Annotated in this window: 12 protein-coding genes; 4 read left to right on the forward strand and 8 right to left on the reverse strand. The window is 34.1% G+C overall.

Features of this window, described 5'->3' with window-relative positions:
• Nucleotides 1-20 precede the first annotated feature (20 nt).
• Nucleotides 21-1331: a chromosomal replication initiator protein DnaA gene (gene dnaA, locus CIGNP85_RS04400; protein ID WP_086225244.1), complete on the reverse strand. Its 1311-nt coding sequence runs from the start codon at nucleotides 1329-1331 to the stop codon at nucleotides 21-23.
• Between the two features lie 121 nt (nucleotides 1332-1452).
• On the opposite strand from dnaA, the gene ruvC reads away from it, so the two are divergent.
• A complete protein-coding gene (gene ruvC / locus CIGNP85_RS04405) occupies nucleotides 1453-1929 on the forward strand; it encodes a crossover junction endodeoxyribonuclease RuvC (protein WP_086225245.1) in 477 nt (158 codons plus the stop codon).
• Here the strand turns inward: ruvC and CIGNP85_RS04410 are convergent.
• From CIGNP85_RS04410 to purB, 3 genes are all read right to left on the reverse strand, one after another.
• Complete coding sequence (locus CIGNP85_RS04410; protein ID WP_201790148.1) at nucleotides 1926-2558, reverse strand: amino acid permease; 633 nt, start codon at nucleotides 2556-2558, stop codon at nucleotides 1926-1928. The genes ruvC and CIGNP85_RS04410 overlap by 4 nt on opposite strands.
• Before the next feature lie 96 nt (nucleotides 2559-2654).
• The gene (locus CIGNP85_RS04415) at nucleotides 2655-5033 is read right to left on the reverse strand and encodes a ribonucleoside-diphosphate reductase subunit alpha (protein WP_086241625.1); all 2379 of its coding nucleotides are present in this window, start codon (nucleotides 5031-5033) and stop codon (nucleotides 2655-2657) included.
• Between the two features lie 22 nt (nucleotides 5034-5055).
• Nucleotides 5056-6387 carry an adenylosuccinate lyase gene (purB, locus tag CIGNP85_RS04420; RefSeq protein ID WP_086287155.1) on the reverse strand — a complete coding sequence of 444 codons (1332 nt, stop codon included), beginning with the start codon at nucleotides 6385-6387 and terminating at the stop codon, nucleotides 5056-5058.
• A gap of 81 nt (nucleotides 6388-6468) precedes the next feature.
• Between purB and CIGNP85_RS04425 the strand changes: the two genes are divergently transcribed.
• Nucleotides 6469-7446 (forward strand): pseudouridine synthase family protein, encoded by a 978-nt coding sequence (locus CIGNP85_RS04425; protein WP_086241577.1) that lies wholly within the window; start codon nucleotides 6469-6471, stop codon nucleotides 7444-7446.
• Here CIGNP85_RS04425 and CIGNP85_RS04430 read toward each other — a convergent pair.
• The 4 genes from CIGNP85_RS04430 to hisF form a co-directional block, all read right to left on the reverse strand.
• Nucleotides 7443-7664: a hypothetical protein gene (locus CIGNP85_RS04430; protein ID WP_086252288.1), complete on the reverse strand. Its 222-nt coding sequence runs from the start codon at nucleotides 7662-7664 to the stop codon at nucleotides 7443-7445. The genes CIGNP85_RS04425 and CIGNP85_RS04430 overlap by 4 nt on opposite strands.
• 211 nt (nucleotides 7665-7875) lie before the next feature.
• Nucleotides 7876-8952, reverse strand: a complete 1077-nt coding sequence (rlmN, locus tag CIGNP85_RS04435) for a 23S rRNA (adenine(2503)-C(2))-methyltransferase RlmN (RefSeq protein ID WP_086287157.1) — start codon at nucleotides 8950-8952, stop codon at nucleotides 7876-7878.
• Complete coding sequence (locus tag CIGNP85_RS04440; protein WP_086238531.1) at nucleotides 8949-9479, reverse strand: phosphorylase family protein; 531 nt, start codon at nucleotides 9477-9479, stop codon at nucleotides 8949-8951. The genes rlmN and CIGNP85_RS04440 overlap by 4 nt, the downstream gene beginning before the upstream one ends.
• Before the next feature lie 26 nt (nucleotides 9480-9505).
• Complete coding sequence (hisF, locus tag CIGNP85_RS04445; protein ID WP_086287159.1) at nucleotides 9506-10267, reverse strand: imidazole glycerol phosphate synthase subunit HisF; 762 nt, start codon at nucleotides 10265-10267, stop codon at nucleotides 9506-9508.
• A gap of 63 nt (nucleotides 10268-10330) precedes the next feature.
• Here hisF and rsmA point away from each other — a divergent pair, with 63 nt between their 5' ends.
• Both rsmA and CIGNP85_RS04455 read left to right on the forward strand, forming a co-directional pair.
• Nucleotides 10331-11137 (forward strand): 16S rRNA (adenine(1518)-N(6)/adenine(1519)-N(6))-dimethyltransferase RsmA, encoded by an 807-nt coding sequence (gene rsmA, locus CIGNP85_RS04450; RefSeq protein WP_086233592.1) that lies wholly within the window; start codon nucleotides 10331-10333, stop codon nucleotides 11135-11137.
• Nucleotides 11106-13073 (forward strand): ribonuclease J, encoded by a 1968-nt coding sequence (locus tag CIGNP85_RS04455; protein ID WP_086287162.1) that lies wholly within the window; start codon nucleotides 11106-11108, stop codon nucleotides 13071-13073. The genes rsmA and CIGNP85_RS04455 overlap by 32 nt, the downstream gene beginning before the upstream one ends.
• Nucleotides 13074-13079 lie beyond the last annotated feature (6 nt).

The following is a 13079-nucleotide window of genomic DNA, read 5'->3' on the forward strand; positions in this document are numbered from 1 at the left end:
GGAATTTTCACACATATTCACTATTCCTTTGATAATATTTTATTTTTTAATTCTTCTAATCTAGCTTTAAAATAGCTATCGTTTTCCATTAGATTATTAATTTTTTTAATATTGTGACTAACTGCGCTATGATCTTTTAATCCAAAGTGTGATGCAAGCTGAGGCATAGAGTTTGGAGTGAGAGTTTTGGCTAGATATATACAAATTCTACGAGCTTCTACGATATTTTTAGTACGATTTTTACTTTTTATGTCACTTGGTTTAATATTCATTTCATGTGCTACATCTTTTATTATATTTTCTAGACTTATAGCTTCTTTTTTCTCTTTTATCTGATCTTTTATGACATTTTTGGCAAATTCAAGTGTGATATCTTGACGCATAATATTTGCAAAAGCGTTAATATTTATAATTGCGCTTTCAATTTCTCTAATATTATCACCCATATTTGATGCGATATATTCGATTATATCATCACTTAGTTCTATTTTATCAAATTCACATTTTGTTTTAATAATTCTGATTTTAGTATCAAGTTCAGGCGGCGTAATATCAGCCATTAATCCCCATTCAAATCGACTTTTTAGACGCTCTTCAAAATCTTTTAACATTTTTGGAGGTTTGTCTGAGGTCATTACTATTTGACCTTTTTTAGCGTGAATTTCATTAAAGGTGTGAAAAAATTCTTCTTGTGTTTTTTCTGATTTGTGAAAAAACTGCACATCATCAATCAGTAAAACATCGCAATTACGATATTTTTCTTTAAATTTATTCATAGTTCGGTTTTCTAGATTTCGTATAAAATCACTAGTGAATTGCTCACTTGTAATACAAATAACCGTTTTGCCATGTTCTAAGCACTCATTACCAATTGATTGTAAAAGATGTGTTTTACCAAGACCAGTTGAACCATAGATAAATAGCGGATTATATGCTTTTCCTGGATTGCTTGCAACTTGTTTTGAACTAATAAATGCAAATTGATTAGAATCGCCAACAACGAAGTTATCAAATGTATAGCTAGGATTTAATAGTGAACTTTGACTTCTAATTTCTTTTACATTTACATCTTTTGATTTTATACTTAAATTTGCCTTTTGGGTTGTGATTAAAACCTCAGGCTTTATACCTGTGTGAACTTCGTAGATATTAGCTAGTTTATTAGCATATTTTGTTTGGATAAATTTGGCTATAAGCTCATTAGGAGCGATAAAAATAACTCTTTGAGAATTTGAACCTTTTTCGCTAAATTTAATCCGTGAAATGTAATTATCCATCTCGCTTTTGGAGATCTCTTGACCCAAAATTTCAAGCGCTTTTGTGCCTAGCAATATTTTCCCTTTAAATTTATTAGCTAATATTCTACTAAAAATTTAATTAAAAATGACTTATTATGATATTATTATAAATTAAATTCACTAAAGATGTGAATAATGTGAATAACTTAAAAGGATATATGTGAAAATCTTAGGAATAGACCCTGGTACTCGCAATTGCGGCTATGCGATAATTCAGAAATTTGGCAATAGAAAATCACTGGTTGAGGCTGGACTTATTAAAATAAAACAAGACGATTTACAATTTCAAATTACTCAGCTTTGTGAAGGTTTAGATCTAATATTTAAAGCACATAAAATTGATGCAGTAGCAATCGAAGATATATTTTTTGCTTATAATCCAAAAACAGTTTTAAAGCTTGCACAATTTCGTGGAGCTTTAATGCTTAAAATTTTGCAAATTCATGGTGAATTTAGTGAATATACTCCGCTTCAAATCAAAAAAGCTGTAACAGGCAAAGGAAAAGCGACAAAAGAACAGGTTTCATTTATGGTAAAAAAGATGCTAGGAATAACTAAAGAGATAAAGCCACTTGATATTACAGACGCAATAGCAATAGCTTTAACTCATAGTTTTAATATAAAATCTTAGTAATTATAGCGTTTTATATCGGCTTGAAGTGGATCAATAGCTTTACTTTTAGTTATAAGTTTATGCCCAGCCCAAATAAGCAAAAATAGCCACAATCCAATATAGCTAGTAAGAAGTGTGACAAAATCTCTACCTTGTATTAAGGCTTCATAATTTTGCCCAATTATTACAATTATACACATTATAAGTGCTAAAATTGGTTCAAGTTTGAGCAAATTTGGATCTGTAAAAGGTAAAAGCGTACTAATGATAAAAATAACAAATATATAAAATAGCAAAATTCTCCAAAATATTGCATTTATAGCTTTTGGAATACTTCTGTTTGGATCTTTAGCCTCTCCAGCAGCAACTGTAACAGCCCAGTTAAACCAGTAATTCCATCTAATAGCAAATTCAAAAGATGAACTAATAAATCTACTTCCATACTCATGAAAACTTCCAGCTACAGGCATATATGTAGCTAATTCTCCTAGACTTTGCATTAATAAATAGACCATAAAGCCTATTAACGCATAAGCTAAAAGTGCTCCACCAGGTTCAGCTGTAGCAATAGTATTGCCACTAGCAACAAAAAGTCCTGTTCCAATAGCACCGCCAATTGCAATCATATTTAAATAGCGTGAGTGCATTGCTCGTTTTAATGTATTTTGATTTGATAAGATAATTCTTATTAAATAGAATTAAAAAGATTCATAGCTAGAATAGATCTTAGCTATGAATTAAATTTATTGACAACCCTCGCACTCTATGCTACGATCAACTGGTTTATTATCCAAGTGGCTTGAGTCTGGGCTTTCGCTTCTTAGATAGTATGTGGATTTCACGCCTAAGTTCCAAGCAAGCATATATATATCGCTAAGATATTTTCCACTAGCTTTATCTAAACTCATAAATATATTTAGACTTTGACCTTGATCTATCCATTTTTGGCGGATTGCTCCTGCTTTGATAAGGACTCTTTGGTCTAGCTCATAAGCTGGAGTGTAGTATTGCCAAGTTTCAGGGCTCAAATTTGGGACTACGCAAGGGGTCATACCGCTTAGATTTTGCTCAAACCATTTTCGTTTATATACTGGCTCGATTGTTTGAGTTGTCCCTACTAATATGCTTATACTAGAAGTTGGTGCTATGGCCATTAAATAGCCATTTCTTATACCATCTTTTTTGACTTTTTCTCTTAATTTAGCCCAATCACAACTACCTTCATCAAATAGACTTCCACCACGATTGACAAGGGCTTTGGCGTTTGGATTTGCTAGGTCTATTGGGAAGATTCCCTTACTCCAGTTTGAGCCAGGAAAATCTGGATAAACGCCCTTTTCTACGGCTAAATTTGATGAAGCGTAAATGGCATTGTAGCTGATATTTTCCATTATTTCATCTATTTTTTCAAGGTGTTCGTAACCACCCCATTTTATCTGCTTTGTAGCTAGCATTTCAGCCTCTCCCATAACGCCTAAGCCTATTGAGCGACTAGCTAAATTTGTGTGTTTAACCTTAGCATGTGGGTAGAAATTTAGATCTATAACATTATCTAGCATTCTAATGGCTATTGGTGTAACTCTTGCTATATCTTCAGGGGTATTAATTTTGCTTAAATTTATACTTGCTAAGTTACAAACGGCGGTTTTGCCCTCTTTTAAGCCTTTTTCTACTATAAATATATCTTTGTTGTTTAATCTATCTAAAGCGGTAATTTTTTTAGCCTTTTTAGTGTATCCGCCATCAACTGTTACTTCTAGATTTTCATCAAATAGATCATAGCTACCATCTGTGTAGATTACCTTAGTTTGATAGTAATTTGGCTCAGTATTTTGGAAGATTTCAGTGCATAAGTTTGAGCTTCTAATTATGCCTTTGTGTGAATTTGGATTTAGCTTATTTGCGCTATCTTTAAAGCATAAAAACGGCATACCACTTTCAAAATAGCTTGTAAGAATTTTCTTCCATAACTCTTTGGCTTGGATTACGCTTTTAGCGATATTAGGGTTAGTTTCATACTCTATATATTTTTTATTAAATTCATCTCCATATAGATCACAAAGATCAGGCGTATCAGCTGGATCAAATAGCGTCCATCTCTCATTATTCTCCACTCTTTTCATAAAAAGATCATTTATCCATAAAGCCGGAAATAATTCATGAGCTCTGCGACGCTCTTCGCCAGAGTTTTTACGAAGATCCAAAAAGTCGCTTACATCCATATGCCAAGGCTCGATATAAACTGCTATTGCACCCTTTCTAGTCCCTAGCTGATCGACTGCAACTGCGATATCATTTGTAACTTTTAAAAATGGTATTATCCCGCCAGCTGCGTTTTTATGCCCATCAATGCTACCGCCCATAGCACGCACTTTACACCAATCCCAGCCGATACCACCACCAAATTTAGAGAGCAAAGCCATCTCTTTATAGCTATCAAAAATTCCTTCGATATTATCAGGAGTACTCCCAACATAGCAGCTTGATAGTTGGTGCCTTGTGGTTCTAGCATTGCTTAAGGTTGGGGTTGCTAGCATTACTTCAAATTTGCTTATGATATCGTAAAATTTTTTCGCCCAACCTTGAGAATCTAGCTCATTTTGAGCCAAAAACATAGCGATCGCCATAAACATCTGTTGTGGTAGCTCTATAGGTTTGCCATTTTTGTCTTTTATAAGATATCTATCATATAGAGTTTTAATCCCAAGATATGTAAATTGCATATCTCGCTCTGGTTTTATATAGTTGTTTAGATCATCAAGATCATATTTTTCTTTTAAACCAAGCAAGATTCTGCCCTCTTTTTCGCCTTTGATTAGATAATCTTCAAGGCTATTATATCCGCTAAATCCAGTTGCTTTGTGATACAAATCATACAAAAATAGCCTAGCTGCGACAAAGGTCCAATTAGGGCGATCAATATCTATCTTATCAACTGCGGTTTTGATGAGAGTTTGTTGGATCTCTTCAGTTGTGATATTATCACGAAATTGAATTTTTGCATCAACTTCAAGCTCGCTTAAGCTGACATTATCTAGTCCGGCTACGGCTTCGCTTGTGTATTTTTTGATTTTAGATATATCTAGCTCTTCAGTTCTGCCATTTCTTTTTATAACTTTCATATTATTTTTTTGTGCCTTTATATTAAATTTCAAATACTCTTTTAAATATTCTATCTACATTTTTTGTATAGTAAGTGTAGTCAAAACACTCTTTTATCGCATTTTCATTGAGCTTTTGTCTAAGTTCATTATCATTTAGTAAATTTTGTAAAAATAGACTCTCGCCATTTTCATTAAGAGCTTTTTTGCCCTCTTGTAGGTCAGCCCAAACTTTCATAGCATTTCTTTGGACGATTTTGTATGCGTCTTCTCTACTTACACCTTGTTTTGGTAGCTCTAAAAGGACTCTTTGAGAAAAGACTAATCCACCGGTTAAATTTAAATTTTTCATCATATTTTCTGGATATACGACTAAATTTGCTAGTAGGCCATTTAATCTATTTAGCATAAAATCACTCGTGATAAAGGCATCAGGCAAGATAAATCTCTCTACACTTGAGTGGCTGATATCTCTTTCATGCCAAAGGGCGACATTTTCCATAGCTGGGATAGCGTAGCTACGAATCATTCTACAAAGACCGGTTACATTTTCGCTTAAAACTGGATTTCTCTTGTGTGGCATAGCGCTTGAGCCTTTTTGCCCTGGGCTAAAATACTCCTCAGCTTCATAAACTTCCGTCCTTTGATAGTGTCTTATGGCTACTGCTATCTTCTCACAACTACTAGCTAGTATGGCTAGAGCCGATATTACTTGAGCGTAGCGATCTCTTTGGATTACTTGATTACTTGCTGGGGCTGGATTTAGGCCTAAGTTTTGGCATACTAGCTCTTCTAATTCAAGTGGAGAGTGAGCGAAATTACCCATCGCACCGCTTATCATACCAGTGCTAATAACGCTTTTAGCGTGGTTTAATAGCTCATAGGCTCTTTTGATCTCATCATGCCAAATAGCAAGAACTAAACCAAATGTTATAGGCTCTCCGTGAATTCCGTGGCTTCTGCCGACCATTAGAGTGTTTTTATGCTCGTAAGCTCTTTTTTTGATAGTGTCCATTAAAATTTTAACATCATCTAAGATTAACTCCATACTATCTTTTATCTGCAAAGCCACAGCTGTATCGATACAATCACTACTTGTCATACCAAAATGGACAAATCTACTCTCTTCGCCTAAGCTCTCGCTAACACTTGTTAAAAATGCTATAACATCATGTTTTGTAGTTTTTTCTATTTCATCTATGCGAGCAATATCAAATTTAGCATTTTCGCAGATTTTTTGACAATCACTATCTGGAATAAATCCTAGCTTATTCCACGCTTTGACTGCTGCTATTTCAACCTTTAGCCATGCATCATATTTAGCTTGCATACTCCACTTATCACTCATAACTTTTCTAGCGTATCTCTCTACCATTTCAGAACCTTTTTTGCTGATTTTTTATATAATAGTTAGTCTAATATTATATAAAAAATGTTCTAAAAATTAGGTTAATAAATGGCATATGTTAAGATGAAAATTGGTGAATTTATCGGGCAAAAAACTTATCAAATTTTGTTATCACGTGGCTATACAATGAGCCAAGCTCAAAAGCTTTGTGATAAGGGTAGATTAATTGATAAAAATGGTGTGACATTAGATAAAAATAGTACTGTAAATGGTGAATTATTTTTTATAGATTATGAGTGCAAGCCAGTTGGATTAGAGCCAATTTTTGAATCTGATGAATTTGGAGTTTTTGATAAACCAAGTGGAGTTTTGACCCATCCAAATGGTAGGAATTGTAACTATAGCCTATGTGATGAGATTTGGAGCCTATGGGGAAAAAATGCATCTGTAGCACATAGATTAGATAAAGAGACAAGTGGAGTTATTGTAGTTGGCAAAAGTATAGAAACTACTAAAAAACTTAAGGCGATGTTTGAGAGTAGATGTATTTTTAAAAGCTATTTAGCATTGGTGAGTGGTAAAGTTCAGGAGAGTAAATTTAAGAGATTCATAGCAGCAAATTATATGGATTTTGTAGATAAATTTAGTTTTATTAACGATGAGAATTGGCTTGTGATAGATAGAGCGATGGATATTACAAGAGATTATGATGATATTAAAATTCGAATGCAAATTTGTGATAATGGCAAGCGTGCTATAACACTATTTAGGCCGATTGAATTTGACGAGAAAATAAATGCAACTTTAGTTGAATGTATTCCATTAACTGGACGCCAGCATCAGCTTAGGCTTCACTTGTTTTATGTGAAACATAAAATTTTAGGTGATCCAATTTATGGGCTTGAACGACGTGATATAGAGAGAATTTTAGATGGCAAAATGAGCAAAAACGAGCGTACCCAAAAGAGTGGAGCTAATAGACTTATGCTTCACTCAAATCGGCTCAAATTTAACTATAATGGAACTGAATTTGATATCAGTTCCAAGATGAAATTTGGATTAAGTCCATTTGCGCAAATGGATTAAAAACCTGGGTCAAATGGCAAATTTTGTCTATAGAAATCATCAGTACCTAGACTTCTCATTTGAGCATCTCTTTTGCGATTTCTATTTTCTCTTTCTAGTTCATCAACTCTATCAGATAATCCTTGGTATTCATAACTAGATGAACCATAGGATAAATCATATGCATTAGCAAAGATAGCACTTGCAACTAGGGCGATGAATAGGATAAATTTTTTCATAATTACTCCTTTTTTTGGTCTAAAAAGAGTATTCTACCCCCCCCCTAACTTAAAATATGATTAAAATTACTATAAAAAATAGTTAAATTTTTAAAGATGAGTTAGGGATAGATCAATTAGTATTAAAATTTATTTATCAGATTTTATCACATATATCATTCCGATTAAGCTAATAGCAACGACAATGACAATAAAAACAAGTTGAATTATATCAAGCAATGGCACTATTTTCCCCTTTACTTCGCTCTTTCAATTGACCGCATGCAGCACTTATATCAAGCCCCTTGCTTTGACGAATTGTGCATGTAACGCCACGAGATTGAAGGTAATCTCTGAATTTTTCTACATTTTCTTGCGATGGTCTTTGATATGGGCTACCTTCATGTGGATTGAAAAGGATTAAATTCACCTTTGCTTTAATCCCGTGAAGTAGCTTTACAAGGGCTTTTGCGTCGCTAAGGTTGTCATTTATCTTATCCATTATTAGGTATTCGAACATAACTCTTTTTCTCATATCTATAGGGAATTGACGCACAGCATCCATCACACTAGCGATATTATAAGCCTTATTTACTGGCATCAATTTCTCTCTTAATTCATCTGTAACAGCGTGTAAAGATATAGCCAAAAGCACGCCCAAATCCATTTCGCCAAGCTTTTTAATCTGTGTAGCTAACCCACTTGTGCTAATAGTTTGGCGTCTTGCTCCTATAGCTAGACCATCATTATCTTTTAAAATATTTATAGTTTTTGATACATTATTTAGATTATCAAGAGGCTCTCCCATACCCATATATACGATATTTACTCTTCTTTCATATGGTATTTTATTTTCTCTTTTTATCCATAGAATTTGTCCTACGATCTCACCAGCGCTTAGATTACGGATGAATCCACCTTTAGCCGTTAGACAAAAGCTACATCCCATCTTACAACCCACTTGAGAGCTGACACAGATAGTGTATCTAGCGTGTTTTTCTACTTTGCCATTTTGATCCAAAATTTCATCTTTCATAGGCAAAAGAACGCTTTCAATTGTTTTGCCATCTTTAAGTTTAAAAAGATATTTTATACTTCCATCGCTACTAATCTCATTTTTGATCATCTCTAGTGGTTCGATATAAAATTCATTTTTTAATCTTTCTCTAATATCTTTTGGTAGATTGCTCATCTCATCAAATGATCTTGCATTTTTTTTATATATCCACTCGTAAATTTGCTTTGTTCTAAATTTTGGCTGGATAAATTCAGACAGCTCCGCCTGAGTATAATCAAGCAAATTTTTCATATAATTCCTTTTGATTTTAGATATTTTGTAATTATTTCTTTGGCTTGTGGATAATTTTTAATAAAATCATCATGTGCATTTTCATTGCAGTAGTTTGTGGAGCATAGAATGCATTCAAAATCTATTTTGAATAAATTTGCTACACATCGTATACTGTAAGCTTCCATATTTTCAGCTGTGAAACCTAAATTTTTAAATTTTTTTGAAATTTCAGCTGAATTTGTAATGAAGTTTGATGAATTTATTAAAATTGTTTTTTGTGAAACATTAGGCAAATTTATCTTGATAGGAGTGTAGCTAAGCCCTATAATTCCACTAATTTCATAGTTAAATGCTAAAGAACTTTGGTAAATTTTAAGCAAATTTTCATTGCCATAAATTCCGCAACTTCCAATAAATATAATCTTTTTTGGTAGTTGTTTTAAATTAAGTAAAATTTTAGTTAAATTTATTACTGGTTCAACCATTCCAATTCCAATTGCTGTAGCAAATTGAAAACTCTCTATTTCTCCGGCACAAACTATCAAAGTATTGCTATTAAGCTTATTTTGACTCAAATTCTAACCCCAATTCCATTATCTTTTAAAAATTCTTTTAATTTCATAATTTCAATCTCTTTATAATGAAATATGCTAGCTGCAAGCGCTGCATCAGCTCCATTTTGAAAAGCTTGCAAGATGTGCTGCATTGTGCCTGCTCCTCCACTAGCAATGACTGGAATTTGGATTGAGTTTGATATGGCCGATGTTATATTTAAGTCATATCCAGCCTTGGTTCCATCGCTATCCATAGAGGTTAAAAGTATCTCTCCGGCACCTAAATCATAGACTCTTTTAGCCCATTGTATCGCATCTAGTCCGGTATCTTTTCGTCCTCCATGAACAAATACATTATAACTACCATTGCTATTTTTTTTGACATCTATAGCAACTACAATGCATTGAGAACCAAATTTATTAGCAGCTTCATAAATTAAATTTGGATTATCAACAGCTGATGAATTTAGGCTGACCTTATCACAGCCAACATTTAATAGCCTTGATATATCATCTATTTTACGAATTCCACCACCTACAGTAAGAGGGATAAATAGTTGTTTTGCGACCTCTTTTACTACATGTACTATGGTATCTCTTCCATCGCTACTAGCCGTAATGTCTAAAAAACACAGTTCATCAGCACCTTCATCATTATATCTTTTGGCTACTTCGATTGGGTCACCAGCATCTTTTAACCCTACAAAATTAACACCTTTGACAACTCTTCCATTATTTACATCTAAGCAAGGTATGATTCTTTTAGCGAAATTTTCCATTTTTAAAACTTTTTATTTTTATTTTACTATAAATTCAGTCAAATTTAGCTAAAATAGCTACCTATGATACGTGCAAAAAAGAAATTTGGTCAGAATTTTTTAACCGATGAGAGCATAAAGCGTCAAATCATCCAAGCGATTCCCAATGATTTAGAAAGGATCGTAGAGATTGGGCCTGGCTTAGGTGATTTAACACAAAAGCTTGTACAACTGAGTGGAAAAATCGAGTGTTTTGAGATAGACAGCGAGCTTTATGAGATTTTGCTAGATAAATTTGCTAGTGAGATCTTGGAGCAAAAACTAAAAATAACTAACGCCGACGCTCTTGAATCCTGGGATGAGATAGCAAGACAGGACTATTTTTTAGTAGCGAATTTGCCATACTATGTAGCGACAAATATGATATTAAAAGCACTTAGCGATAGCAGATGCAAGGGGCTTGTTGTTATGATTCAAAAAGAGGTAGCCTTGAAATTTAGCGCACAACCAGGTGATAGCGAGTTTAGTGCTTTGGCTATTTTAGCTGGAGTTAGGGGTGATGTAGAGTTGCTCTTTGATGTGCCTGCAACTGCGTTTAATCCAGAGCCAAAGGTTGTCTCAGCGGTGATTAGAATTATTAAAGATAGAAATTTAGTAGATGATTTTGAGCTTGGTGAATTTGAGCGGTTTTTAAGGTCTGCGTTTGTTGCTCCACGTAAAACTTTACTTAAAAATTTAGCTTGTTTTTGCTCAAAGTCTATTGTAGAGAGCTTTTTGGCTAAACATAATTTACCGCTTACTACTCGTCCTCATGAGCTTTGTGTCGCCTTATATTTAAAACTATTTAAAGAGGCTAAAAATGAACGAAGAGAATGCACAAACTCTAGGTGAAAAACCTAGCAAAAAAAGAAGATATCGCAATCATAAAGATAATCTAAAAAAAGAGGCGAAACACGCAGCTAAGGATCAAAATTCGCAAATTGATGAAACTACCAAAACTGATGAGTCAAAAGAGCAAACCAAAAAAGCTAAAAAGCGTCGCAAAAATAGCAATCCAACAGTAAAAATCAGTGGCAACGAAGAGTGGCAAAAAGATATGAAAGCCGCCATAGAAGCAAATAAGGCTAGTCATGAGTTGCGTCTTGAACCACTCAAATACCTAAATTCAACCGAACACAAAATCACTATAACTCCGCTTGGTGGTCTTGGCGAGATCGGTGGAAATATGACTATTTTCGAGACAAACAACGATGCTATTATCATTGATATCGGTATGAGTTTTCCTACTGAGAGTATGCATGGTGTGGATATTTTGGTGCCAGATTTTGACTATGTCAGAAAGATCAAAAACAAAATCAGAGGCATTATCATTACTCACGCACACGAAGATCATATCGGTGCGGTGCCATATTTTTTCAAAGAATTTCAATTCCCAATTTATGCCACACCACTTCCACTGGGGATGATAAGCAATAAATTTGAAGAGCATGGACTAAAGTCTTATAGAAGTTATTTTCGCCCGATTGAAAAGCGTAAGGTCTATGAGCTTGGGGAATTTGAATTTGAGCTTATACATATCACTCACTCTATAATCGACGCAAGTGCACTAGCTATCACTACAAAGGCTGGAACTATAATCCACACAGGCGATTTCAAGATCGATCACACCCCAATCGATGGCTATCCAACGGATTTAAATCGCTTAGCATATTATGGTGAAAGGGGCGTTTTATGCTTATTAAGTGACTCTACAAACAGCTACAAAGATGGAATTACAAAGAGTGAAAGTAGCGTTGGAAAGACCTTTGATTCTATATTTGCTACCGCTAAGGGCAGGGTGATAATGAGTACATTTAGCTCAAATATCCATAGAGTTTATCAAGCTATCGAGCGTGGTATAAAATATGGCCGAAAAGTCTGCGTGATAGGCAGAAGTATGGAGAGAAATCTATGGACGGCTATCGAGCTTGGATATGTGAATTTAGATCGCAAGATTTTTATCGATGCAAATGAAGTTATCAAATATCCAGATAATGAGGTTTTAATAGTCACAACAGGCAGTCAAGGCGAGACAATGAGCGCTCTATATAGGATGGCGACTGATGAGCATAAATATATCAAAATCAAGCCAAGTGATCAAGTAATCATCAGTTCCAAAGCAATTCCTGGCAATGAGACTAGCGTATCAACGATTTTGAATTTCTTATTAAAAAGTGGAGCAAGTGTAGCTCATCAAGATTTTAGCGAAATTCATGTTAGCGGCCACGCAGCCCAAGAGGAGCAAAAGCTTATGCTAAGGCTGATTAAACCTAAATTTTTCCTTCCAGTTCATGGCGAGTATAATCACATAGTCAAGCACAAAGAGACAGCGATGAGCTGTGGAATTGATGAGAGAAATATATATTTGATGAGTGATGGAGATCAAGTTGAAGTATGCCAACGCCATATCAAAAGAGTAAAAACAGTTAAAACTGGTAAGGTATTTATAGATAATCAGATAAACAAACAGATCGCCGATGATGTAGTAATTGATCGTCAAAAGTTAGCTGAGGCTGGAGTTGTTACTATCATTTCACAAATTGATAAAAATGCTAAAACTCTAATTCATAATAGAGTAATTAGCTATGGATTAGTAAGCGAAAGACATACAAGAAGTCTAAGTAAAGAGCTTGAAGAGATATTGCTACAATTTTTAACTAATGTCAAAGATGATATGCTAAACGACCAAAGAGCGTTAGAAAATCAAATTCGTCAAGTTATTAGAAAGCATATATTTAGAAAGCTTAAAAAATATCCGACAATTGTACCAGTTGTCTATCTGATGTAACGGAGT

Origin of the sequence: Campylobacter sp. P0085 (assembly GCF_002139495.1) — a bacterium.
GTDB lineage: Bacteria > Campylobacterota > Campylobacteria > Campylobacterales > Campylobacteraceae > Campylobacter > Campylobacter devanensis.

Bases quoted from the DNA above. Each gene is read 5' to 3' on its own strand.
- CIGNP85_RS04410 (WP_201790148.1), bottom strand. From the start codon at position 2,558: ATGCACTCACGCTATTTAAATATGATTGCAATTGGCGGTGCTATTGGA.
- CIGNP85_RS04415 (WP_086241625.1), bottom strand. From the start codon at position 5,033: ATGAAAGTTATAAAAAGAAATGGCAGAACTGAAGAGCTAGATATATCT.
- purB (WP_086287155.1), bottom strand. From the start codon at position 6,387: ATGGTAGAGAGATACGCTAGAAAAGTTATGAGTGATAAGTGGAGTATG.
- CIGNP85_RS04425 (WP_086241577.1), top strand. From the start codon at position 6,469: ATGGCATATGTTAAGATGAAAATTGGTGAATTTATCGGGCAAAAAACT.
- CIGNP85_RS04430 (WP_086252288.1), bottom strand. From the start codon at position 7,664: ATGAAAAAATTTATCCTATTCATCGCCCTAGTTGCAAGTGCTATCTTT.
- rlmN (WP_086287157.1), bottom strand. From the start codon at position 8,952: ATGAAAAATTTGCTTGATTATACTCAGGCGGAGCTGTCTGAATTTATC.
- hisF (WP_086287159.1), bottom strand. From the start codon at position 10,267: ATGGAAAATTTCGCTAAAAGAATCATACCTTGCTTAGATGTAAATAAT.
- rsmA (WP_086233592.1), top strand. From the start codon at position 10,331: ATGATACGTGCAAAAAAGAAATTTGGTCAGAATTTTTTAACCGATGAG.
- CIGNP85_RS04455 (WP_086287162.1), top strand. From the start codon at position 11,106: ATGAACGAAGAGAATGCACAAACTCTAGGTGAAAAACCTAGCAAAAAA.